This window comes from Halobacillus rhizosphaerae (assembly GCF_046719735.1).
Taxonomy (GTDB): Bacteria; Bacillota; Bacilli; order Bacillales; family Halobacillaceae; genus Halobacillus_B; species Halobacillus_B rhizosphaerae.
Map to the genome: position 1 here is coordinate 17,042 of NZ_JAUTWQ010000032.1, position 22,655 is coordinate 39,696.

21 protein-coding genes and 1 pseudogene are annotated in these 22,655 nt (G+C 42.5%); 8 read left to right on the top strand and 14 right to left on the bottom strand.

Annotated elements, in window-relative coordinates:
* Nucleotides 1–52: 52 nt before the first annotated feature.
* From Q7A53_RS20535 to Q7A53_RS20580, 10 genes are all read right to left on the bottom strand, one after another.
* Nucleotides 53–427, bottom strand: a complete 375-nt coding sequence (locus Q7A53_RS20535) for a PH domain-containing protein (RefSeq protein ID WP_411791083.1) — start codon at nucleotides 425–427, stop codon at nucleotides 53–55.
* A 70-nt stretch (nucleotides 428–497) separates the two neighbouring features.
* On the bottom strand, nucleotides 498–1,397 hold the full coding sequence (gene purU, locus Q7A53_RS20540) for a formyltetrahydrofolate deformylase (protein ID WP_411791084.1): 900 nt from the start codon (nucleotides 1,395–1,397) through the stop codon (nucleotides 498–500).
* Between the two features lie 219 nt (nucleotides 1,398–1,616).
* Nucleotides 1,617–3,533: a glycoside hydrolase family 13 protein gene (locus Q7A53_RS20545; protein ID WP_411791085.1), complete on the bottom strand. Its 1,917-nt coding sequence runs from the start codon at nucleotides 3,531–3,533 to the stop codon at nucleotides 1,617–1,619.
* A 23-nt stretch (nucleotides 3,534–3,556) separates the two neighbouring features.
* Entirely contained in the window at nucleotides 3,557–5,998 is a 2,442-nt protein-coding gene (locus Q7A53_RS20550; RefSeq protein WP_411791086.1) for a glycogen/starch/alpha-glucan phosphorylase, read from the bottom strand.
* Between the two features lie 24 nt (nucleotides 5,999–6,022).
* Complete coding sequence (gene glgA / locus Q7A53_RS20555; RefSeq protein ID WP_411791087.1) at nucleotides 6,023–7,453, bottom strand: glycogen synthase GlgA; 1,431 nt, start codon at nucleotides 7,451–7,453, stop codon at nucleotides 6,023–6,025.
* Nucleotides 7,454–7,545: 92 nt separating this feature from the next.
* Nucleotides 7,546–8,652: a glucose-1-phosphate adenylyltransferase subunit GlgD gene (glgD, locus tag Q7A53_RS20560; RefSeq protein ID WP_411791088.1), complete on the bottom strand. Its 1,107-nt coding sequence runs from the start codon at nucleotides 8,650–8,652 to the stop codon at nucleotides 7,546–7,548.
* Between the two features lie 12 nt (nucleotides 8,653–8,664).
* The gene (locus Q7A53_RS20565; protein ID WP_411791089.1) at nucleotides 8,665–9,825 is read right to left on the bottom strand and encodes a glucose-1-phosphate adenylyltransferase; all 1,161 of its coding nucleotides are present in this window, start codon (nucleotides 9,823–9,825) and stop codon (nucleotides 8,665–8,667) included.
* Nucleotides 9,822–11,738, bottom strand: coding sequence for a 1,4-alpha-glucan branching protein GlgB (glgB, locus tag Q7A53_RS20570; RefSeq protein ID WP_411791090.1), 1,917 nt, complete (start codon nucleotides 11,736–11,738; stop codon nucleotides 9,822–9,824). Before glgB ends, Q7A53_RS20565 begins: the two co-directional genes overlap by 4 nt.
* A 594-nt stretch (nucleotides 11,739–12,332) precedes the next feature.
* Nucleotides 12,333–12,761, bottom strand: coding sequence for an ester cyclase (locus Q7A53_RS20575; protein ID WP_411791091.1), 429 nt, complete (start codon nucleotides 12,759–12,761; stop codon nucleotides 12,333–12,335).
* 33 nt (nucleotides 12,762–12,794) lie between these two features.
* Complete coding sequence (locus tag Q7A53_RS20580; protein ID WP_411791092.1) at nucleotides 12,795–13,631, bottom strand: YihY/virulence factor BrkB family protein; 837 nt, start codon at nucleotides 13,629–13,631, stop codon at nucleotides 12,795–12,797.
* 155 nt (nucleotides 13,632–13,786) lie between these two features.
* Between Q7A53_RS20580 and Q7A53_RS20585 the strand changes: the two genes are divergently transcribed.
* The 5 genes from Q7A53_RS20585 to Q7A53_RS20605 all read left to right on the top strand — a co-directional run bounded on the left by Q7A53_RS20585 (nucleotide 13,787) and on the right by Q7A53_RS20605 (nucleotide 16,482).
* Nucleotides 13,787–14,203, top strand: coding sequence for a DUF948 domain-containing protein (locus Q7A53_RS20585; protein ID WP_411791093.1), 417 nt, complete (start codon nucleotides 13,787–13,789; stop codon nucleotides 14,201–14,203).
* A gap of 17 nt (nucleotides 14,204–14,220) precedes the next feature.
* Nucleotides 14,221–14,724: a DUF948 domain-containing protein gene (locus Q7A53_RS20590; protein WP_411791094.1), complete on the top strand. Its 504-nt coding sequence runs from the start codon at nucleotides 14,221–14,223 to the stop codon at nucleotides 14,722–14,724.
* Complete coding sequence (locus Q7A53_RS20595; RefSeq protein WP_411791095.1) at nucleotides 14,717–14,926, top strand: hypothetical protein; 210 nt, start codon at nucleotides 14,717–14,719, stop codon at nucleotides 14,924–14,926. The genes Q7A53_RS20590 and Q7A53_RS20595 overlap by 8 nt, the downstream gene beginning before the upstream one ends.
* A 65-nt stretch (nucleotides 14,927–14,991) precedes the next feature.
* Nucleotides 14,992–15,492 carry a hypothetical protein gene (locus Q7A53_RS20600; RefSeq protein WP_411791096.1) on the top strand — a complete coding sequence of 167 codons (501 nt, stop codon included), beginning with the start codon at nucleotides 14,992–14,994 and terminating at the stop codon, nucleotides 15,490–15,492.
* A gap of 192 nt (nucleotides 15,493–15,684) precedes the next feature.
* A complete protein-coding gene (locus Q7A53_RS20605) occupies nucleotides 15,685–16,482 on the top strand; it encodes a TIGR00266 family protein (protein WP_411791097.1) in 798 nt (265 codons plus the stop codon).
* 94 nt (nucleotides 16,483–16,576) lie between these two features.
* On the opposite strand, the gene Q7A53_RS20610 is transcribed toward Q7A53_RS20605, so the two are convergent.
* From Q7A53_RS20610 to Q7A53_RS20620, 3 genes and pseudogenes are all read right to left on the bottom strand, one after another.
* Complete coding sequence (locus Q7A53_RS20610) at nucleotides 16,577–16,849, bottom strand: GNAT family N-acetyltransferase (protein ID WP_411791103.1); 273 nt, start codon at nucleotides 16,847–16,849, stop codon at nucleotides 16,577–16,579.
* A 13-nt stretch (nucleotides 16,850–16,862) separates the two neighbouring features.
* A pseudogene (locus Q7A53_RS20615) lies at nucleotides 16,863–17,114 on the bottom strand (GNAT family N-acetyltransferase); the annotation flags it as partial.
* 59 nt (nucleotides 17,115–17,173) lie between these two features.
* Nucleotides 17,174–17,929 (bottom strand): sulfite exporter TauE/SafE family protein, encoded by a 756-nt coding sequence (locus Q7A53_RS20620; RefSeq protein WP_411791098.1) that lies wholly within the window; start codon nucleotides 17,927–17,929, stop codon nucleotides 17,174–17,176.
* Nucleotides 17,930–18,058: 129 nt separating this feature from the next.
* Between Q7A53_RS20620 and Q7A53_RS20625 the strand changes: the two genes are divergently transcribed.
* Nucleotides 18,059–18,430, top strand: coding sequence for a hypothetical protein (locus tag Q7A53_RS20625; RefSeq protein WP_411791099.1), 372 nt, complete (start codon nucleotides 18,059–18,061; stop codon nucleotides 18,428–18,430).
* An 11-nt stretch (nucleotides 18,431–18,441) separates the two neighbouring features.
* Nucleotides 18,442–19,137: a DUF421 domain-containing protein gene (locus tag Q7A53_RS20630; protein ID WP_411791100.1), complete on the top strand. Its 696-nt coding sequence runs from the start codon at nucleotides 18,442–18,444 to the stop codon at nucleotides 19,135–19,137.
* A 125-nt stretch (nucleotides 19,138–19,262) separates the two neighbouring features.
* Here the strand turns inward: Q7A53_RS20630 and Q7A53_RS20635 are convergent, their stop codons facing one another.
* Nucleotides 19,263–20,768 carry a Na+/H+ antiporter NhaC family protein gene (locus Q7A53_RS20635; RefSeq protein ID WP_411791101.1) on the bottom strand — a complete coding sequence of 502 codons (1,506 nt, stop codon included), beginning with the start codon at nucleotides 20,766–20,768 and terminating at the stop codon, nucleotides 19,263–19,265.
* Nucleotides 20,769–21,015: 247 nt separating this feature from the next.
* On the opposite strand from Q7A53_RS20635, the gene Q7A53_RS20640 reads away from it, so the two are divergent.
* Nucleotides 21,016–22,215 (top strand): M20 metallopeptidase family protein, encoded by a 1,200-nt coding sequence (locus Q7A53_RS20640; RefSeq protein WP_411791102.1) that lies wholly within the window; start codon nucleotides 21,016–21,018, stop codon nucleotides 22,213–22,215.
* Nucleotides 22,216–22,655 lie beyond the last annotated feature (440 nt).

A 22,655-nucleotide genomic window follows, 5' to 3' on the forward strand; every position in this document is an offset into this window, starting at 1 on the left:
AGTATAAAAAAGCGGCGCAAGCATTTGCTTGCGCCGCTTTTTCCATAGAATTTTATAGCACATACTTGGCCAGTGTTCTCTGAACCTCGTTAACAGGACTATCTTTCTTAAAGGTTTTCTCTATTGGCACACTTGTACCAGAGATCCAGATTTTTAACTCGGAATCCAGGTCAAAGCTGCCGGCAGTTTCGACACTGAAATGAGTAATGCTCTTGTAAGGAATAGAATGATAATCTACTTTCTTACCAGACATCCCTTGTTTATCTATTAAAAGCAACCGTTTATTAGTGAAAATAAACAAGTCTCTAATTATTTTATAACCCGTTTGAAAGTCTTCTCCATCTATTAAAAGCCCTGCTAATTCTTTCTCTACCTTATCCTGGTCTACTTCACTGGCGTTACCCATTAATCCATCTAAAAATCCCATATTTCCAGCTCCTTTCCCAGCTATACCTAATTATAAGGGTACCCGCTCGAAAATGAGCAGGTAAATGTTGTTAAAATACAATCGTTTTATTCTCGTGAACTATGATCCGGTCCTCTAAGTCCCACTTAACTCCTCGGGCAAGCACACTTCGTTCCACGGATCGTCCGATCTTTTTCAAATCGTTTACGTTATCCCTGTGGTCCACTCTCATAATATCCTGTTCTATTATTGGACCTTCATCTAAATCATTAGTCACATAATGAGAAGTGGCCCCTATTAATTTCACACCGCGCTCGTAGGCACGCTTATGAGGATTAGCTCCCACAAATGCCGGTAAAAAGGAGTGATGGATATTAATAATTTGTGATGGGTGAGAAGACACAAAGTCAGGCGTCAGAATTTGCATATATCTTGCTAACACGATCAGGTCTACGTCATATTTCTCAAGTAATGCTAGCTGGTCTGCTTCTGCCTCTTTCCGAATTTCTTTATTGGCCGGAATATGATAGAAGGGGAGATCAAAGGATTCTACGATCTCCCGTGCGTCATCATGATTACTAATAACTACAGAAATTTCCGTCATTAAGTCTCCGCTCTGCCATTCCCACAGCAATTCACGAAGACAGTGAAGTTCTTTAGAAACGAAAATCGCGGTTTTCTTCACATCACTGACACATGTAAACTTCCAATTCATTGAAAAGGATTGGGCAACTGCCGCAAACTTGTCCTTGAATTCCAGTTCTTTCTCTTTCAGCTTTTCACATTCAAATTCAATCCGCATAAAGAAGGTGCCATCTTCAGGATCGGTCGTATATTGACTGGACTCAATGATATTTGCCTGGTTTTCATACAAAAATCTTGAAATAGCTGAGACGATTCCTGGTTGATCTGGACAGCTAATGAGTAACCGTCCTTTATGTTCATTCTCTTGTTTATATTTGGCTGTTAAATTTTGATGATATGAGTTCATAAGCCTCTCCTTCATTTTCACTTTCCCACATTATAGAGGAGTGATGGTGAATTTTAAATCAATAGCTTAATTTTCCTTTATTTAGAAAATAATGTTTCACGTGGAACATCTTTAGAAGATTCAGACAATAACGGTTTAATAGACTTGCAAATGACTGAATCCCCTCCTTACCCAAACTAGAAAAAAATAACCTGACTCACTTAAGAGCCAGGTTATGTACTAATGCATATGCCGAAGCAGAATACTTTCACTCGGACCAAGGGTAATTGTTAATTTCCTCTGGTTAACATTCAGTACATTCTTCTTTCTCATATGCTGCCACTTGCCCTTGCGAAGCGGCATTGTGACCTTTCTTTCTTCTTTATAGTTTCGATTGATCAAGTATACAAAGTGCTCATCCTTCGTGTTCTGGCCAAATTCGTCTACACCCTTGGCGTTCCACCTCTCAAAACCAAATACATCCTTGTGCAAGGCATGAGGCTTCCAGCTTCCTGTTCGTAAAGAAGGATGCTTCTTCCTCCACTTCCCAAGATTTTTGTACCAGGAAAGGAGTTCTTTTTCTTCTCTACCCCATGGGTATGGTTTTCGATTATCAGGGTCAGCGCCTCCACTGACACCGGCTTCATCCCCATAGTAAAGGGAAGGAACCCCTGGGAAGCAGTATAACCATAGGCTTAAACCTTTAATTTGTTCGTTTGCGATCTTGGACTGCTCTTCCGGCGCTAAATCATCAGGGAGGAAGTCATGGAGGAGTGTTTTCACCCGCTCCACATCATGGCTGGACAACATATTCATGAGCGAATAGAAGTATTGCTTTGGATAGTGCTCCCGCAAGGTCATCAAGCGGCGTTCAATGTAATAAGCATCTAACTCATTTTTAATAAATCCCAGCATCAGCTGCCTTAAAGGGTAATTCATGACAGAATCAAGCACACCGCCAAGGAAATAGTCTCTTCTGTTACCATGGCCGGATTTGTTGGAAGCATCTTCCCACACTTCGCCAAGAAGAACACTATTGTCATCTTCTTTCTTTAGCTGCTGATTAATCTGGCGGATCAAATCATCTGTGAGCTCGTCGGCTACATCCAGGCGCCAATGCTTTATTCCTGCTTTCTGCCAATGTTTAATGACACTATCTTCATCGTGAATCAGGAAGTTCTGGTAGCTTTCGTCTGATTTGTTAAGCGTAGGGAGTGTACCGACCCCCCACCAGGCTTCATAGTCATCGGGATAATTGTAAAAGGTGTACCACGGGTAATACTTAGATTCCTGTGACTGATAGGCACCGACCGAATCATATTCATCTTTTTGATTGAAATAGATACTATTGCTTCCCGTATGACTAAATACCCCATCCAGCATAACTTCCATATTACGATCGGCAGCTTTTTTTACCAGCTTCTCAAATTCTGCATTCGTCCCTAACAGAGGGTCAATCGTATGGTAATCGCCTGTATCATAACGGTGGTTGCTTTCCGCTTCAAATATAGGGTTCAAGTAGATAACCGTGGTGCCTAGTGATTGTATATAATCCAATTTATCGATAATGCCTTTAATATTTCCACCGAAGAAATCCCAGCGAATCACTTCTCCGCGAGCATTTCTAATATAAACCGGATCGTTCTCCCAATGCGTGTGCATTAAGCTGGTCTTTGGAGCTTTTTCTAAATCTAACTTTCCTGAAGAATAGAAGCGATCCGGAAAAATTTGATACATCGTTCCGTGTCTCCACCACCCTGGTGTTTGATAATCCTCATCAAACACTGTAATCTGCCAGGACGGAGGAACTTGGGGATAAACAATCCCTTCTCCGCTTTCTTCTATGTTTTCTCTTCCGTAAAAACAAGTCTGCCCATCCATCTCTATTTCAAAATAATACCAGACAAGCTGAGGATCTTTCGGCATAACTATGGTCGTTTCGTAGGAATTATACTGATGCTCTTCACTATAAATATCTAATTCCTTGGTGTGTTCTTTATCCGTTCGATCGTAGATATAGTGAAGGACTATTCGTGAGACTTGGTGGCGGGTATGAACGTCGATGGTTAATGAAACATTTGAGCCTTTCGGGGCAGCACCGAAGGGCTCTCTGTATTTTTGATTAAAGCTATTATGATAAATATCCTGCTGCTTCACCTAAACTCCTCCCTCTAGAAGTATTACCTAACCGTACTTACGGGCTTTATTCCCCAAATGCTTGAGGCATATTCCTCAATTGTACGATCACTTGAGAACTTCCCGGAATGAGCAATGTTCACTAAACTTTTCTTATTCCATTGGTTGGAGTTTTGGAAGTCCTGATTTACCTTTTGCTGCGCGTCAATGTAACTTGCAAAATCTTTAAGCACAAAGAACTCATCATTATAAGTCACAAGAGAATCATAAATGTCCTGAAACTCAGTTTCTCCTCTCGAGAATGGGCTGTAATGAATCAGCTGATCCAGCGTGTTCCGAACACGTTCATCCGATTCATACACCTGTCTTGATGAATAAGCACCTGTGCGATAATATTCTAATACTTCTTTAGAGCTTAACCCGAATAAATAGATGTTATCGTTCCCAACAGAGTCATAAATTTCGACATTGGCCCCGTCTAATGTCCCAAGAGTGACAGCGCCGTTCATCATTAACTTCATGTTCCCCGTTCCAGAGGCTTCTTTGCTGGCTGTCGAAATTTGTTCGCTGACGTTTGTGGCCGGAATAATTTTTTCGGCAAGTGATACGGAATAGTTTTCAAGGAATACAACTTTAATCTTGTCTTTCACATCTGCATCGTTATTGACGACATCAGCAATGGTATTGATCAATTTGATTACTTTCTTTGCAAAATGATAGGCAGGGGCCGATTTCGCTCCAAAAATAAATGTCCTTGGCACCATATCAAACGTAGGATCCGCCTTAAGTTTCGTATATAAATACATAATATGAAGGGCATTTAACAGTTGGCGTTTATATCCATGCAAACGTTTAATGTGGACATCGAATATGGAAGATGGATCCACCACAATTCCCGTATTCTCTTTGACAAATTCAGCAAAGCTGTGTTTATTATTCTGTTTAATCGTGCCAATTTCCTCAAGCAGGGACGTGTCTTCTTTATGCTTAAGCAGATCAGTTAATTGAGCAGGTTTCTCCTTCCAGCTTTCACCAATTGTTTCCGTAATTAACTGGGAAAGCGGACGATTCGCATGCATCAGCCAGCGACGGTGGGTAATGCCATTAGTCTTATTATTAAATCGTTCAGGAAACGTTTCATAAAATATTTTCATTTCGCGTGTTTTAAGTATTTCCGTATGAAGCTTCGCTACGCCATTGACACTGTAGCTTCCCACAATCGATAAGTGCGCCATTTTCACCTGTCCGTCTGCGATAATCGCAAGACTGGCAATCCGGTTAAAATTACCTGGATCCTTGTTCCAAAGCATTTCACAAAAACGCTCATTGATTTCATTAATGATCATGAAAATCCGCGGCAGCAAGGAACGAACAAGACCAACAGGCCATGTTTCCAGAGCTTCACTTAATGTAGTGTGATTCGTATAGGACACAGAAGATTGAGTAATCTCCCATGCCTCTTCCCATCCCAAATGTTTCTCATCCATTAATATTCGCATAAGTTCCGGAATGACAAGAGCTGGGTGAGTATCATTAATATGCAAGGCCACCTTCTCTGAAAAAGAAGACCAAGGGAGTTCCAGACGTTCAAAGGCTCTGACCGCACTTTGGACACCAGCGGACACAAGAAAGTACTCCTGTTTCAAACGGAGCTGTTTTCCTTCTTCATTAGAATCATCCGGGTATAGAAATTCCGAGATGGACTCAAGCGACCGTTTATGAGCAAGAAAGTCGTTATATTCCTGCTGGTGATTAAAAGCTCTTAACAGGGTATCCTCTTCGGTTGCTTCTGCAGACCATAATCTTAACGTGTTGACCGTTTCATTGTTATAGCCTGCTACCGGGACATCATAAGGGACCGCATTAACACGGTCATAATTTGAATACTCAAATGTTAGATTTCCCTGCTCATCTTTCACTCCATGAACTTCACCGCCAAAGCGTACCTCAACGGCATCCCCTGGCTGACGGACCTCCCAGACAAATTCTTTCGAAAGCCAGTGATCCGGCAGTTCTACCTGATAACCGTCAATGATACGCTGATCAAACATTCCGTACTTATACCGGATTCCGTAGCCATGACCAGCAAGACCGAGGGATGCCAGCGAGTCTAAGAAACATGCCGCTAACCGTCCAAGACCTCCGTTGCCAAGTCCGGGGTCATTCTCTGATTCTTCTAAACTAGTAAGATCAAGTCCTAAATCAGCCAGCCCTTCTTGCACCATGGATAGTACTTGCATATTAAGTAAGTTGTTTCCCAGCAGCCGGCCCATAAGAAATTCCATAGAGAAGTAATAGACTTGCTTCTGCTGGCTTTTCTCATGCTCCAGGTTTGTTCGAAGCCAATTTTTGCTGATTTTGTCCTTTAAAAGGGACCCCAAAGCCCTGTAAGCATCCAACTCTGTGGCCATGTCTACCTGTTTGCCAAGCTTTGTTTCCAGCTTTTCACAAAAAGCTTGTTTAAAATCCTCTTTACCTTTGAACATACAGCTTCCTCCAATCAGGCTCCACTACTCGAACATCGCTTCATACAATTCTAAATACTGATTTGCTGATAGTTTCCAGGAAAATTGACTTTTTATCATGTTCTTCACTAGTAACTGCCATGCTGCCTTATCCTGATAAAGCGCCAGAGATCTTCTTATGGTATAAAGCATGTCATGCGCATTATAATTCGTGAAGCTGAACCCATTCCCTTCCCCTGTCTCCAGCTCAAAAGGGTGAACAGTATCGACAAGTCCGCCCGTTTCCCTCACGATCGGTGCTGAAAGATAGCGCAAAGCAATCAACTGCCCGATTCCGCATGGTTCAAAACGGGAAGGCATGAGGAACATATCGCTCGCTGCATACACCTGTCTGGACAGCCGGTCTGAGAAAGTAATATTCGCAGACATCTTCTCCGGATGGCGGTCCTGGGTCCACTGAAACAATTGTTCATAATGATATTCACCTGTTCCAAGAAGAACAATTTGAACATCCTCATGATATAAAAGTTCATCAATAATACGGCCTATCAAATCAAACCCTTTTTGTTCGACGAGTCTAGAAACGATACCAATCATTGGGACATCCTTGTTAACAGGCAGCCCAAGTTCTTGCTGGAGCCAAATTTTATTTTGACGCTTCTTAATTAAAGAACTACGGTAAGGAAAGGCCAGCGCCTCATCTTTCATTGGATTATAATCCTGATCGTTAATCCCATTGACAATCCCGATTAATTCATCCGAACGCTTTCGCAGTACTCCGTCTAGGTTTTCCCCATAATAAGAGGTTTGAATCTCTTTCGCATAAGTTTCGCTGACCGTTGTAATAAAGTCTGCGTAATTCAGCGCCCCCTTCATAAAGTTAATATCGCCAAAGAATTCGAAACTTTCATCTGTTTTCATAGATTCATCGAAATCCATTAAATCGTGAAGCACTGAATCTGCGAAGACCCCTTGATATTTTAAATTATGAATCGTAAAGACGGTTTTCATACCTGCGAGTCTTTCATCATTCTGATAATGTGTCCTTAAGTAAACAGGGATCAGAGAAGCATGCCAATCATGACAGTGAAGAACATCAGGTTTCCAGTCAAGCGTGCGGACCATTTCTAGCACAGCACGGTTAAAGAATACAAACCGTTCAGCTTCATCCCCATACCCGTATAAATTAGACCGTTTAAAATAGTATTCATTATCAATAAAATAAAAGGTAACACCGTCGTATTCTATATATTCTACCCCTGCATATTGGTTCCGCCAGCCAAGCTGGACGTCCATTGTCTGCAATAGAGTCAGCTGCTCTTTCCATTCACCCTTCATCTCTTCATATTTAGGGAGGACGACTCTTACATCCTGTCCTTCGTCTTTCAGGGCCTGAGGAAGAGAACCAAGCACATCGGCAAGTCCTCCTGTTTTAATAAAAGGCGAGCACTCAGAGCCTACCATAAGAATGTTCATCCACTTCCACTCCTTCTAAATGATCAAAAATTATCAATGATTAAGAGAAGAGGACTGCCGGAATAATGTCTTCTGACAGTCCTCTTTTTTAGTTACATCGTTCTTTGCTTAGCTACTACAAATGGTTTCTCAGGGGCACCAATCAGTGTACGCCCGTGTGTTATCGTACAATTCTTATCTAAAATCACGTTCTCTAGCACCGCATTACTATCAATCTCACAGCGCTGTAGAACGATCGAGTTTTTAACTACCGCACCTTTAGCTATTTTAACTCCGCGAAATAAGATACTATCTTCTACGTGGCCATCAATGATACATCCATTCGCTACTAAAGAATTTGTTACGTTTGAATCATGCGAATACTTTGATGGTGCTTCATCCTTGACCTTCGTATAGATTGGAGTATCTTCACGAAAAAGATCATCATGTTCCTTATGATTTAAGAGGTTTGCGCTATTGCGATAGTAACTCTCCACAGAATTGATCAGAGAATGCGCCCCTTTATATTCATAAGCGTGAACTTTCAATTCATTAATCTTCGCCTTAATCCCGTCAAGAAAGAAATGAGAGCAGCCGTGAGCGATACACTCTTCAATAAGATTATATAGCAGGCTCTTATCAATAATGTACATATCCATATAGATATTTCTGTTTTGCAGATCATTGTGGATGCCTGTCACTCTGCCACTGTCATCTACGTCCAGTTTATGGGCATGCTGATGTTCAGAATAAAGTTCATCCACCTCTTTGTAAATAACGGTGACATCCGCTTTGGACTCTTTATGCTGTTCGAGAACATCCCGGTAATTAATGTTGCAGATGTTCTGCGAACCGGACACGATAATATAGTCCGCAAGCGTCCGGTTAATGAAATCAATATTGTTGTGAAAGTGCTGTAAATCTCCGCGGGAAATATCTGTAGGGTCATTCCAGTCCGGCGGGAGAATAAATAAGCCTCCGCGCTTACGGTCTAAATCCCAAGCTTTTCCTTGTTCTAAATGGTCCATCAGCGACCGGTACTTTCTGCGCGTAAATACGGCGATAGATTCAATTCTAGAGTTTGCCATATTGGATATGGTAAAGTCGATGACTCGATATCGCCCGGCAAATGGCACAGCGGCCCCGCATCTGAAATAAGTGAGTTCGTCTAATACATCCTGTTCGTGATCCAGGTTTATAATACCAGCTATTCGATCCATGGAATCCTCCTCTTAACTATTGGTGGCGTAACTTGAAGCCATAACGCTTCCTTCATCTGCAACTAGGGTAATTTCACTGTCAGGTGCCGGATCTCCAATCACTGCATTGTCCTCTATTACACTGCCTTTTGCTATAATGGCACGGTTGATTTTCACATTCCTGCCGATTTTCACTTCAGGCATGATGACAGAGTCTTTCACTACACTGCTTTCTCCGACTTCCACACCGTAGAAGATAATAGAAGTATCGATGGTTCCGTTGATCCGGCAGCCTTCATTAATCAGAGCATTTCGCACGGTCGCACAAGGAGAGATGTATTGTGCCGGCTGGTTCGGATTCTTAGAATAAATACGCCAAGAATAATCGTTTAAATTTAATCCGGGTTCATCTTTAAGCAGGTCCATATTGGCGGCCCATAAGCTGTCGACGGTTCCAACGTCCTTCCAATAGCCTTCAAATGTATAGGCCATTAATTTCTTATAATCATAAAGGAGAGCTGGAATAATGTCTTTGCCGAAATCATGAGAAGAATCTTCTTTTTCATTGTCTTCAATTAAATACTGCTTAAGAACATCCCATTTAAAAATATAAACTCCCATAGAAGCGAGGTTGCTTTTTGGCTGTGCAGGTTTTTCATCAAATTCATCGATTCTTCCTGTATCATCCGTGTTCATGATCCCAAAACGGCTGGCTTCATCCCATGGAACTTCAATAACAGAAATGGTCGCGTCCGCGCCGCTTCCTTTATGGTAATCGAGCATGGCACCGTAATCCATCTTATAGATGTGGTCGCCAGACAATACGAGAACATGCTCTGGATCATACTGGTTTAAGAATTTCAAATTCCGATAGATGGCGTTGGCCGTACCTGTATACCATCCGCCGCCTTCTGACTGCATGTGCGGAGGCAGTACAGAGACCCCGCCATATTTACGGTCCAGATCCCATGAGGAACCGATCCCGATATAGTTATTTAAAATAAGAGGTTCATATTGGGTTAATACCCCTACGGTATCGATCCCAGAGTTTGTACAGTTACTCAGGGGAAAATCAATGATTCGATATTTGCCTCCAAAATAAACGGCAGGTTTCGCAATTCTCTTTGTTAACGATTTCAACCTTGTTCCTTGGCCGCCGGCTAGCAGCATGGCTACACATTCTTTACCTTTCATGATTTTTCCTCCTTTGTGGTAGACGTTCTCTTCAAGAAGCTTACGGCTAATGGCGGGATGGTCATGGTTATATGCTGATCCTGGTTCTGCCACGGTTCGGAAATCGTTTCGAGGGCTAATCCATTGGTTTGGCCAGAGCCTCCAAAGTTTTCTGCATCACTAGAGAAAATTTCCTTATAAGCACCGTGCTTTGGCACTCCTACTTTGTAATCGTGGTATACAACTGGAGTGAAGTTACATACGACCACAATTTGGTCGTTTGATGAACGGCTGTTTCTCACAAAGGAGATCACACTCTGCTCATAGTTGTTGGCATCAATCCAGGAGAATCCGCCTTCGTCATGATCAAGCTCCCATAAGGAGGGAACGTCGTGGTACAACTGATGCAGCTGTTTCACGTAGGTTAAAGTTGAGGCGTGCGAATCATAATCCAGCAGCTCCCAATCCAAGTCCTCCATGTCCTTCCATTCATCGAACTGTCCAAACTCACCTCCCATAAATAGAAGCTTCTTGCCCGGGTGGGCATACATATAAGCTAAAAACAACCGAAGATTAGCAAACTTCTGCCAATAATCTCCCGGCATTTTATTTAATAACGATTTCTTTCCATGAACGACTTCATCATGGGAAATCGGTAATACAAAGTTTTCAGAGTACGCGTACATTAAAGAAAAAGTGATTAAGTTATGGTGATGCTTCCTGTGGATCGGGTCCATTTCCATGTACTTCAGCATGTCGTTCATCCAGCCCATATTCCACTTATAATTAAAGCCGAGACCGCCAATATACGTCGGTGCGCTGACAAGCGGCCATGACGTAGACTCCTCAGCCATCATCAATACATTAGGAGCTTCCTCATAGATCGCTTCATTCATCTTCTTAATAAAGGAAACGGCTTCAATATTTTCTCGGCCACCATGTTCATTCAGCTCCCAATCTCCATCCTCCTTGCCAAAGTCCAGATAAAGCATGCTGGCAACGGCATCAACGCGGAGACCATCGAGGTGATACTCTTTCAACCAGTAAATAGCGTTGGAAATGAGAAAGCTTTGTACTTCGTTCCTCGCAAAATCAAAAGTTAACGTACCCCACTGGGTCTTTTCTGCTTTACTTGGGTTCGCATATTCATAGAGAGCTTCTCCATCAAAACGCCGCAATCCATGCGCATCTTTACAAAAGTGGCCCGGAACCCAATCAAGAAGAACCCCAATGCCGTTCTGGTGGCATTGATCCACAAAGTATCGAAAATCATCAGGAGTTCCGTAACGAGAAGTGACCGAGAAATATCCTGTTGCTTGATAACCCCAGGACCGGTCAAATGGGTGCTCCGTTAATGGAAGTAACTCAATATGGGTATAGCCGAGGTCTTTCACATACGGAATCACCATATCTGCATACTCCCGGTATGTATAGTAAACCTCTGGCTCAATATATTTCCATGACCCTAAATGGAGTTCATAAATCGACATAGGAGATTCATAGACATTGGTCGTCTCTCTTTTCTTCATCCATTCATTATCGTGCCAGGTGTAATCACGCAGAGGATAAACAGCCGACGCTGTATTGGGGCGAAGTTCGCTGGAGAAAGCATACGGATCTGCCTTCAACTGTAAATGCCCATGAGGAGTTAAAATTTCATATTTATAAATCGTTCCTTTTTCAAGTCCAGGTATGAACGCGTGCCAGATGCCATTGTCATTCATCTTGGTCATCGAGTGTTCCCGGCCGTCCCAATTGTTAAAGTCCCCCACTACGCTAACTTGTTTTGCGTTTGGTGCCCAAACGGCAAATCGTACGCCTGATTCCCCCTCTTGCGTTTCTAGATGAGAGCCAAGCAGCTGATAGCTGTATCGAAGGTTTCCTTGATGAAATAAATAGATATCATGTTCTTCTAAAGACGTATGATTCGACATTTCATCTACTCCTCCTTTGCACTGATAGAATAAATCCTCTTATTTGTGAAAAACTTACTTTTTACCGCTTACAACTATCATAAGTTCTTCTAACTTTTTTGACAATTGCGTTTGTGAATAAATTTTCAGAAATTTTTGTCGTTTTATGCAATTATTTGGTGTATTAGCTCGAAACTAATAGTTTTGAGGTAGGTGCGTTTAAGTAAAGCGCTTACATATTTGGCATTGGAAATTACCTTTATATTGGAAATCCCCGTTTTCACTCTTGCCCAAACCAATTTTTAACAAAGAGTATGGAAATCAATTTCTTCAGTAAGTGGGACTCAGAAATATCCTCTCTATTAATGCTGCCTTTTACTATCGATTCGAATTTAGTATCTATCTTTCCTTATCTCTCTTATATCGCTGCTTATTTCAACTCTATTGCATCCTAAGGTGATGCTATCTACTCGCCCTCTCGTTCTATCTCATCAATTGCTTTCTATCAGCTTTTCAAGATCCTTGAAAAGAGTGCTATCGCCACAACCATGGTCTCTATCGCAACGAACAAAAAAAGAAGCGCACCGACCATTTTATGATCGAGACGCTTTTTGCTTACTCCATCATTTGGAGCTGCTTCATTAAGTCAATTCCATCGGATGATACCCAATACTCTTTGAATCGTCCATTTTCTACAAGAAAAATATCCATGCCATTGAAAGCCACAGCCTCTCCACTTCTGGCTTTGGCACCTGGCATTTTCCCATTATATATCCCGGTGAATTTCCAGCGGGCTGAAAGGTAGGGCTCATCTATAACCGGTCCGACTTCGACCTTCATTTCTACATCGTTAAAAAACGCACACGCGTCCTGGATGATTCCTTTTAAAGCTTCCGGTCCTTGTGTATCCAGCGAAGATTCTCCATCTGTTCTGGCTTGGTGAACACGGCAGTCCCTGGCTGTGATTTCATCAAGAATATCTATATCTTCATTCCAAGCTTTTACCCAATTATTATACAGTTTCTGTTCTTTGAAGGACGTCACTAGTACCTCTCCTTTTTTTAAAATAATGAATTCTTACGCTACTTCTCTATGCGCTTCTTCCTTTCGACGGTGGTGGACTACATTAATTTCCGCTCCAAGCATAAGAATAATTCCTGTTAAGAAAAACCAAAGCATTAATACAATCAGTCCGCCAAGGCTTCCATACGTTGCAGAATAGTTCCCAAAATTACTCACGTAAAAGGAGAAGGCTAAAGAAATCACCTGCCAGAGCGCGGCTGTGATTAACGCCCCCGGAACAATATGAGAAAAAGGGAAAGTTTTGTTTGGAGCAAAATGGTAAAGAGCCAGTAGAATGGCGGCCATCACAACAATACTAATCACCCAGCGCAGGATTTGGAATAAAATCACCGTTTGATCAGGCAAGTGAAAGACCGAATCAAGCACATTTGTGAGGACTCCTCCAAAAATCGGCAGAACCAACGCCACGACGATTGAGATAATCATTCCAAGCGTTAGTACGATAGACAATAAACGTACTTTAATAAAAGACCGGGTTTCCTCCACATTGTAAGCAATATTTGAGGATTGGATAAAGGCGTTCATTCCATTGGAGGCGGACCAGAGTGTTCCGATGATCCCCACAGTAAGCAGGCCGCCCTTAGGCTTGTCTACTATGCTTACGATATTTTCTTTGAAAATATCAGCGGTTTCTCCTGGCAGAATTTTCTTCATGAAGCTCATTGCCTGATCCGGATCAATCTGCAAATAAGGCAGGATGGACAGCAAAAGAATTAATAATGGAACAATTGCCAGTAGATAATGGTACGCTTGTGCTGCGCCTAAGATCGGTATGTTGTCTTTCTGAAATTCTGAAATTACATCTTTGACGTAACTCTGCTTCTTTTTCATCAGCGGACTCCCTTCTGTAAATCTCTCTTTCCATCTATATCCCCGTTTTTGCTAGATCTAATCTCCCAAATGTTCTTACCCTTGGAATAGAAAGGGTTTGGTTATCTCTGAGTTGTGGTATGTCAATAGAAACAACGCCGAGGAGGTTAATGGACATGTCATTGGTTTCAATTAGTCTATTAATTATTGCTCTTTCTTTTGCACTCATTGCTATATTCGTTGTAAAAACGTTAAAAGCAGCTTCAGGAACCCTGGAGAGTGTCTCCACTACATTGGAGAAGGTAGAAGGCAAGATTGATGGAATTACATCGGAATCCGAACATTTATTACAGAAAACAAATGCGATTGCCGATGATGTACAGCACAAAAGCGAATCACTGAACCCTTTGTTTGATTCTTTAAATAAAGTGGGATCCTCTGTAGGAAACGTCAATCATTCCTTGCAGGGAATGACAGAGAGCGTAGCAACCGCTTCGCATAAAAAAGACGATCAAGTGGCAAAAGCCATCCGCTGGGGAGATGCAGCAATAGAAATGTATGTAAAACTGAAACGCAAACAACGAAAAGTGTAGAGGAGGACTGTTAAAGAATGGATTTCTTAGGTATTGGCGTATTTATCATAGGCATTGCCTTCGCTATTGTATCAATCTTTCTTATCCGCGCCCTGAATAATCTTGCCGGCGTTCTTGGAGGAGTAAACAAAACGGTACAGCAGCTTCCAGATCAGCTGGACGGAGTCATGAAACAAACGACGAATATTTTACACACGGGTAATGATACACTCGCTGATGTAAATGAAAAAATAGCAAGTCTAAGTCCCTTATTTTATATCGTCGGGGATATTGGAGAATCTTCAAGAAAACTAACTTCCTCGATGCTCGATATGAGTAAATCAGTAAAGAAGAGCACCCATGAGGGAGAAAGTAAAATCAACGAAGAAGGATGGCGCGGCATTTATGGGGCTATCGCTCTTACGTATTACCTTTCACAAAAACGCAAGGCCTTGAAAGAAGCAAGTCAGCCTGGACAGACCAGTCAAAAAACTTCTCCTGCTTATCAAGAAGCAGCTGCAGGACAAGGTTCTCATGAATAATCAAAAGAGCAGCCTATTGCTTGGACTGACTTCCGGGTTTATTACCGGCTATGTCTGCCGGTCAATCTATCGCTCTGCTTCCTATTACCGAAACAGATGGCAGAGAAAACGTGTGAAGCTTTACCATGCAGGTAAGATGCAGCACGAACAAATCCAAAGGGCAAAAGCCTCCCTGCAGTCTGAAGCAAAAAAGCAAGCGTAAGTGAATCGCAGACGTTATGAAGAATACAAATTTGAAATCTAATTATTCGAAAAGGGGTATATCAAATGCAGCAAACTCAAAATTCAACTGTAAATCAACCAGCAAAAAGAAGAAGTAAGAAACTACCATTAGCCGTTCTAGCGGGAGCAGTAATCGGAGGAGCGTTTGTCCTTATTCAAGATCCTCAGGAAAGAAGAAAGTTTAAACAACGCACTTCAAATACGAAAGATACCGTATCTCAGTATACTAGTGAAGTAAAAGAGGATCCTATCGGTAAAAAGGATGACGTATTAGGACGCGTGAAAAGAACGGCTACAGTCATTAAAGATGTGGTGAATACCGTACAGGAAATCCTGGACAACGAAGGACAAGAATTAAAACAGCAGGCAAGAAGCATTAAACAAGACTCTGAAGATATGCTTTCTACTGCTAAAGACGCGAAAGAAGAATTTAAAGACGTAAGTGACAAGACAATGGAAGCTAAAGATGAGCTCACTACTCCAGAACAAGACAAGGAAGCGGAACAAGACAACAAGGCAGTCATTCAGCCGAATACAACTCGATAATTACAACCATCTGACTCCTGGATTCAAACTGAATCCAGGTTTTTTTATGGAAAAAAGTCGAATTCAGCGAATAAGCAGGAGGATTTTCCAGAAAGGAAAGCGAAAAAGAGTTAGAGAATTAACCAAATTCAAAAGCACCCCACCGCCGCTGCAACGGCAGAGTTTACAACCACTCTTGAAAGGAGAGAAACAATGAACAATCATGAAATTGATTACAAACTTTATGGAGATGATATGCAGTTCGTCGAGGTTGAACTTGATCCTGAGGAAACCGTGATTGCTGAAGCCGGAAGTTTAATGATGATGGATGACCAAATTCAAATGGAAACGATCTTTGGAGATGGATCAGATAACGAAAGCGGCGGGATTATGGGGAAATTATTCGGCGCTGGAAGACGTGTGATTACCGGGGAAAGCTTGTTTATGACTGCATTTACCAACGAAGGAAACGGGAAGAAACATGTAGCTTTCGCCTCCCCTTATCCTGGAAAAATCATTCCTATGGATTTAAGCGAACTGAACGGCAGATTAATCTGCCAGAAAGATGCCTTTCTAGCCGCAGCCAAAGGGGTATCGATCGGCATTGAATTCCAGAAAAAGATAGGAGCTGGCTTTTTTGGCGGCGAAGGATTTATTATGCAGAAGCTGGAAGGAGACGGATTGGCTTTCATTCATGCCGGAGGAACCATGCATAAACGTGTACTTAACCCCGGGGAAACCATCCGTGTAGATACAGGCTGCCTCGTCGCTATGACCGGCGGAGTCGATTATAATATCGAATATGTAGGCAAAGTGAAAACCGCCTTGTTTGGCGGCGAGGGATTATTCTATGCCACCTTAAGAGGACCCGGCACAGTCTGGATTCAGTCTCTTCCATTCAGCCGCCTGGCAAGCCGGGTATTCGCTGCCATGCCTAAAGAAGGTGGTTCAAAAGGCGAAGGTAGTATTGCCGGAGGACTATTTGACATCTTAGGTGGGGACCGACGCTAATTAAAGTGGCGCAGTCTCAAAGATTCTTTATGAATAAGAAACGGAACCCGGCCCCTGTCCGTCAAAAGGACCGGGTTTTCATTAAATCTTTTTTTCACTCCTGCCTGCTTTGAAGATTGCTATGTTCCTGCTTGGTTAGTTTGTACTTTCGTATTTCATCATTCGTATCTTTCTCTATAAACTCATAAGTGACATACTTGGAGGACTGATCAAGTATTTTCACTGATGAACCATTACTTAAATGAACATAAGCCACTAGTGAAGTCAGATTCATTTCCCAAAAGGCGTAGCCTATTAATCCTTCCAGCACTTCTCTGCCGAATTCCGCATCCCCAGTACCTTTCCAGAAACCGATAGCCGACTTCATACTCCTCTTGATCATTCTTGACTATGGCACACGTACCTACTAAGTCACTGCTTTGATTTCTGCAAACCGCCATGACCAATAGTTCAGGTTCTTCCTTCGCATATTCCTCCCTAATCCGCTGCCACTCCTCGCTGTTTTCTTCCAGGCTTTTAGCACGCCCTAAAATAAACTTCATGACATTTGGGCTGCTTTGCATTTGCTGAAAATACTCATAATCCTGATCCTTTAATAATCGAACAGTTAATCGACTCGTTTGAAATAGCATGAGCACCCCTCTCTCCTCATTTTTGCTTCAAACTTTCCAGCAAGTAACTTGACTGCTTGTTAACCAAACAAAAGACGAATCGCTCCAATCGCAGCAAACCCTAACACAAGGACTTGAAAGGTTTTCTGCGGAAGCAGCTTGAGGACTCTCACCCCGATCATAGCACCAATTAAAATGGTAGGGATCAGCCAGAGGTTAAAAGTAATCGTTTCAAATGTAATCAATCCTAAATAAATATAGAAAGGGATTTTAATTACATTCACAAACAAGAAAAACCAGGCTCCCGTACCGACAAAATCCTGTTTCGGCAAACCCTTCACTAATAGATAGATGGCCATTACTCCGCCTGCTGCATTTCCAATCATCGTGGTGAACCCTGCGAGGATCCCCATTAATGCAGTAAACCACAGGGATGCGGGCAAGAGCTGATTAAACCTCTCCCCTAACCTTTCCCGGCTGAAATGAAGAATAATTAGAGCCAGCACCAGCACTCCAATCAAAGGTTTAAGCTGATCACTATTCACCTGATCCAGGACAAAATAGCCTGCAACAATCCCTGCTAACACCCACGGGAGGAGAGAAAGCAAGTAAGACCATACGACGTTCTTCCGATAATAGGTAACTGCAAATAAATCACCGACAATCAGCATCGGCAGCAGGATTCCCACTGAAGCTTTAGCAGGGAAAATGTACATAAGAATGGTGACGACTAATATTCCCAAACTTGATAGTCCCGTTTTTGTAAATCCGATAAAAATGGTACAAATAATGACCATAATCCACTGAATTACGGAAAGTTCAAAAATGGCGAACACCGCCCTTTCTTCTTAATAATGGATCGTTCACATCGCCCCACGAAACAATGGCTTCTCCTGATCGGTTCGTTTTAAAAGAAATAAGCTGGGCAAGAATAGAAGATACCGATGGTTCGTGGAGGGTTAGGTATGAAAAATAAGACTATAGACATTCTATTGATTGTCTTTATTCTAGCAATCTTTATCAGTTATTTCCTAATAAAGCAAACCGTATGGGCTCAGGTAAGGATTGAGGAAAACATACACCAGATTGAACACTTTGCTGCTCTCCATGAATGGGACCAAGCTGAAAAACTCGCTGAACAGACAAAGGAAGATTGGGATCACTATCAATTTATTATTATTTTTAATTATGGAGAAACAGATTTTACATTATTTGAGGAAGCACTGGAGCATATCTCAGCGGGTAGCAAGGCAAAGGATTTGGATGAAGTCGTAGCTTATACGCAGATCTCTTACGATCTATGGAAAAATTTTAACAGACTCATACCTGAACCTTAGGAGGTGTCATAATGATGGACATGATCGCTTATTTAGCTCGCTGCATTGTCATGCTGCTTGTAACCTGGGCCGCTGTCCGACTGATCGGCAAGAAATCAATTTCAAACATGACGAGTTATGATTTGGCTTCCATTATGCTGATTACCACCGTTGCCGCAGAACCCTTAGTGTATAAGGTACCCTCGAAAGCGAGCGTTGGAGTGATTGTTCTCACATTGGCGACACTGATTATTGGCTATGCCTCATTAAAAAGATTTTTTTATAACATTGATTCCACTCCCATCATCGTTGTCGCAGAAGGTAAAATCATAAAAAAAACGCTAAAAAATGCTAAAATGAACATTCCTTTACTTCTATCGGAATTAAGAATTAAAGGATTTCAAAACATTGCCGATGTACGATACGCCATCATTGAACCAAGCGGAAAGCTTTCTGTTATACCCACATCTCAAGCAAGTCCCGTCCAGCAAAGCGATATAGGCATCGCACCTAGCTCTGTATCGCTAAGCTTTCCACTCGTGATTGACGGTAAAGTGATTCAAGAGAATTTAGCCTTTCTGCAGCAAGACCGTTCCTGGCTGATGGCCCAGCTACTCACCTATTCCATCACCGATCTTGAGCAAGTGTTACTGGCTCAAATGGACGGGCAGAGAACAATACAAGTGATCAGAAAAGATCAAAGTGCGGCTATCCCCCATATCAAGTAATAAATGTACTGAAAATCTAAGCCCTCTATAAAGAAAAGCCCGAACCGGGGAAAGAAAGTGGTTCGGGCTTTTTGAGTACTGTATCGTTCCCTATGTTATTTTAATAAACCACGCGATCGAAAAAATTAAAAAATAAATCCTGCTGCTAAAAACAATACAGAGGCAATGCCCGCACAAGTGAGCGCGTAAGGCAGTTGAGTGTTAATGTGTTCCATATGTTCTACATCGGCACCGACGGACGACATGATGCTGGTATCTGATATCGGAGAGGAGTGATCGCCAAACGCTCCGCCAGAAAGTACGGCAGCCGCTGCAAGTATGGGATCTCCTCCGGTAGCAATCATAAGGGAAACGCCAATAGGCATCATGATCGCCCATGTTCCAAATGACGTGCCCATGGAAAACGCCACAAAACCGGATAGAAGGAATACAGCTAACGGTATGATACTGTTGGGAATAACTCCTTCAGCAACTTCAGCGATATAGCTAGCCGCCCCAATTCCTTCTGGTGCTGCAGCTCGCATGATGTCCCCAAGTGTAACCGCTAAAATAATGATGACTCCTCCCAGGATCACCGTTTTGCTCCCTTCGAATAGTTCATTCATAAATTCTTTAGGAGACATCAGCTTTTTGGCGGTGTACTTAATAAAAGCAAGAACGATCCCGACACTAAAGCTGAGAATCAACATCTTATTTCCATCAAGAGGCACAGTAGGTACATCAGCAAAAATAGGAACAGTATAATTCCACAGCCCAAGGATCACTAAGATCGCTACCGATACTCCCAGTGGAAGCAGCATGTCCGATACCGTCCCTTTATGAACGGATTTCTCTTCGGTATTCTGTTGTTTCTCTTCATCTGCTGCTGCGACTTCGCTGTATGCCTCTGCATCAAGACGAGCTTTTTCTTCTGCTTTTTTCATCGGTCCAAAATCCTTAATCTTTCCTGCAGCCATGAGAAAGACCATCATCAAAACAACGAGATTGTAAAAGTTATAAGGAATAGTTTGGGCCAGCCCTTTAATCGGATCTTCTACACTTGGAATATTGTCGACCATTAAGGCTCCCATAAAGGCAACCCACCCGGAGATCGGCACTAGAACATTGATAGGAGAAGCGGTGGAGTCCAGAAAGAAGGCTAGTTTGGCTCTGGATATATTCATACGGTCATAGATCGGACGGAATACAGTTCCTGTAGCAAGCGAACTAAAGTAAGCACTTGTAAATAAAGAGCTTCCCATCAATGCCGTCGAAACCTGCGCTCCTTTTTTTCCACGAACTTTATCGGCCAGCCATCGGCCAAACGCATACGCCCCGCCGGATTTATTTAATACTCCAATAAAAGCACCGAGCAGGAACACAACAATCACCAGCTCTGCCCTTCCCGGCCCTTGCACGAGTCCCATTCCTCTAATTCCAGCATCGGCATCAGCAGGGTGACCGGCAATGGCTCCAAATAAATTAATAATCGAAAGTAAAATAGCATGAATAAAACCATTGGCATGAGTATCTATCATAATGGTGCCGATTAGTATCCCTGCGAGCAAGGACGGAACTACTCTCTTCGTCCAAATAGCGAGCGCCAGCGCTACAACCGAAGGCAGTAACGAAAGTATCCCAAAGTTCTCCATAACATTTTCTCCCTTCTCTGCATTAGAATCGAAATATTGTAAATAGTTTGAAATCACATGGTTGCATTATAAAGAAATTCCATTCTATATCTCAAAGAAAAGTAAGAGAAAAACAAAGAAAGAAAGAGACACTATGTTAAGAAAAAAACAAAAAAATATTGCCCGACTGGAAGAGATTATGAAAAACTATAAAAATAGTGTCGATTCAGCATGACGGAGATACTCTTTCAAACTAGGAGGGCTACTTTTGAATACTCTATTAGAACAAGCTCGAAGTTTTCAGCTACTATTAACCCAATGGAGGCGTTCTTTACATGAGCAGCCGGAAACCGGGTTTGATGAATACCATACATCAATGTTCGTCCAAAAGGCTTTAGTGGACCTTGGCTATACCCCTAAGGTTCTCGCTCAAACAGGGGTGACCGCTTTAATAGAAGGAGAAGAAGCAGGACCCGTTATCGGTTTACGAGCCGATATGGATGCCCTTCCCATCACCGATGAAAAAGAGACAAGCTACGCCTCTAAAATCGATGGAAAGGCACATTTATGCGGACATGACGGCCACACAACGATGCTCCTCGGGGCAGCAAAACTGCTTAAAGATCATCCTCCAAAAAAAGGGGCCATTAAGCTGATTTTTCAGCCAGCAGAGGAAGGTCTGTTCGGGGCACGTGAAATGATTAAAGACGGGATACTGGAAGATCCAAAGGTGGATGCGATCGGCGGCCTGCATGTTAATCCTGACGTTAACACCGGTAAAGTAACCTGTGCCTTGAAAGAAGCATGTGCAGCTGCTGATTTCTTTGATCTGGAAATCATCGGAGAAGGCGGTCATGCTGCACACCCCCATAAGGCAGCCGATTCGATTACGGTCGCAGCCGAAGTAATTAGTTCTCTGCAGCAGGTGGTCAGCAGGCAAGTTGACCCTCTCTCTCCCACCGTTTTAACGATTGGACAAATTCACGGGGGAACGGCTGATAATGCCATTGCTCCGCGCGTGAAGCTAGGTGGAACGGTACGGACACTCGATCCTGAGGTACGCTACTCTATTGAGGAACGGATGGAACAGGTCGTGAAAGGAATTACCCAGGCATTCGGCGTGGATTACAAGTTGAACTATAAATACTATTACCCGCCGCTGATCAACGACGCTTCCCTGCTCCCTTCCGTAGAGACTACGGTGCAGGATGTGCTGGGAGAGGATCGTTTTTCTATAGTAAAGCCTTCGATGGGCGGGGAGGATTTCTCTTTTTACGCCGAGAAGATCCCGGCCATTTTCTTTCGGCTTGGCGTACGTAACGAAGCGAAAAATGCAGTGTATCCGCTTCATCATCCGAAGTTTGACCTTGATGAAGAAGCATTGCCTATCGGGGCGAGTATGCTGGCAGCATGGGCAAAGAAAATGACAGAGGAATTTGAACCCAGCCAAGAAAAAGTCCAACGATAAAATAAAAGAACAAGAGTCGATTTCGAGACTTTTGTTGAGATTGCAGGGGCTGCGGGGAACGAATCGTCATCGCCCCCTTGCAGCATTACCGCTCTCGAAATCTAAACAATACCCGCCAGATTAGAGGTGGAAATAAAACATTTCATAGTTCGAAAATACTACTTGTTGCCTGCAGGAGATTGATAAAGAAGATTCAAGTATCCTCGTTCATCCAGATATGCTTGTGTGGGAAATGAGTGCCGTTTTACTTTGCTATGAAAGAAAATATCTTACAGAATCGTTGTCACATATGAACCAATGGAAGGAGAAAAGCATTCCTATATTAGTCAATTTAGAATTAACCGGTCTTTGTTTAGAAGGTACTTTTTATACCCCTTATTATATTTTCGTTTTCTCCATAATTGTAAAGAGGTCGGGGAAATGGGGAGACTCCTATGGGA

Coding starts and splice junctions, on each gene's coding strand:
- Q7A53_RS20535 (WP_411791083.1), bottom strand. CDS start 427: ATGGGATTTTTAGATGGATTAATGGGTAACGCCAGTGAAGTAGACCAG.
- purU (WP_411791084.1), bottom strand. CDS start 1,397: ATGAACTCATATCATCAAAATTTAACAGCCAAATATAAACAAGAGAAT.
- Q7A53_RS20550 (WP_411791086.1), bottom strand. CDS start 5,998: ATGTTCAAAGGTAAAGAGGATTTTAAACAAGCTTTTTGTGAAAAGCTG.
- glgA (WP_411791087.1), bottom strand. CDS start 7,453: ATGAACATTCTTATGGTAGGCTCTGAGTGCTCGCCTTTTATTAAAACA.
- glgD (WP_411791088.1), bottom strand. CDS start 8,652: ATGGATCGAATAGCTGGTATTATAAACCTGGATCACGAACAGGATGTA.
- Q7A53_RS20565 (WP_411791089.1), bottom strand. CDS start 9,825: ATGAAAGGTAAAGAATGTGTAGCCATGCTGCTAGCCGGCGGCCAAGGA.
- glgB (WP_411791090.1), bottom strand. CDS start 11,738: ATGTCGAATCATACGTCTTTAGAAGAACATGATATCTATTTATTTCAT.
- Q7A53_RS20580 (WP_411791092.1), bottom strand. CDS start 13,631: ATGAAAAAGAAGCAGAGTTACGTCAAAGATGTAATTTCAGAATTTCAG.
- Q7A53_RS20585 (WP_411791093.1), top strand. CDS start 13,787: ATGTCATTGGTTTCAATTAGTCTATTAATTATTGCTCTTTCTTTTGCA.
- Q7A53_RS20590 (WP_411791094.1), top strand. CDS start 14,221: ATGGATTTCTTAGGTATTGGCGTATTTATCATAGGCATTGCCTTCGCT.
- Q7A53_RS20595 (WP_411791095.1), top strand. CDS start 14,717: ATGAATAATCAAAAGAGCAGCCTATTGCTTGGACTGACTTCCGGGTTT.
- Q7A53_RS20600 (WP_411791096.1), top strand. CDS start 14,992: ATGCAGCAAACTCAAAATTCAACTGTAAATCAACCAGCAAAAAGAAGA.
- Q7A53_RS20605 (WP_411791097.1), top strand. CDS start 15,685: ATGAACAATCATGAAATTGATTACAAACTTTATGGAGATGATATGCAG.
- Q7A53_RS20610 (WP_411791103.1), bottom strand. CDS start 16,849: ATGAAGTCGGCTATCGGTTTCTGGAAAGGTACTGGGGATGCGGAATTC.
- Q7A53_RS20625 (WP_411791099.1), top strand. CDS start 18,059: ATGAAAAATAAGACTATAGACATTCTATTGATTGTCTTTATTCTAGCA.
- Q7A53_RS20630 (WP_411791100.1), top strand. CDS start 18,442: ATGATGGACATGATCGCTTATTTAGCTCGCTGCATTGTCATGCTGCTT.
- Q7A53_RS20635 (WP_411791101.1), bottom strand. CDS start 20,768: ATGGAGAACTTTGGGATACTTTCGTTACTGCCTTCGGTTGTAGCGCTG.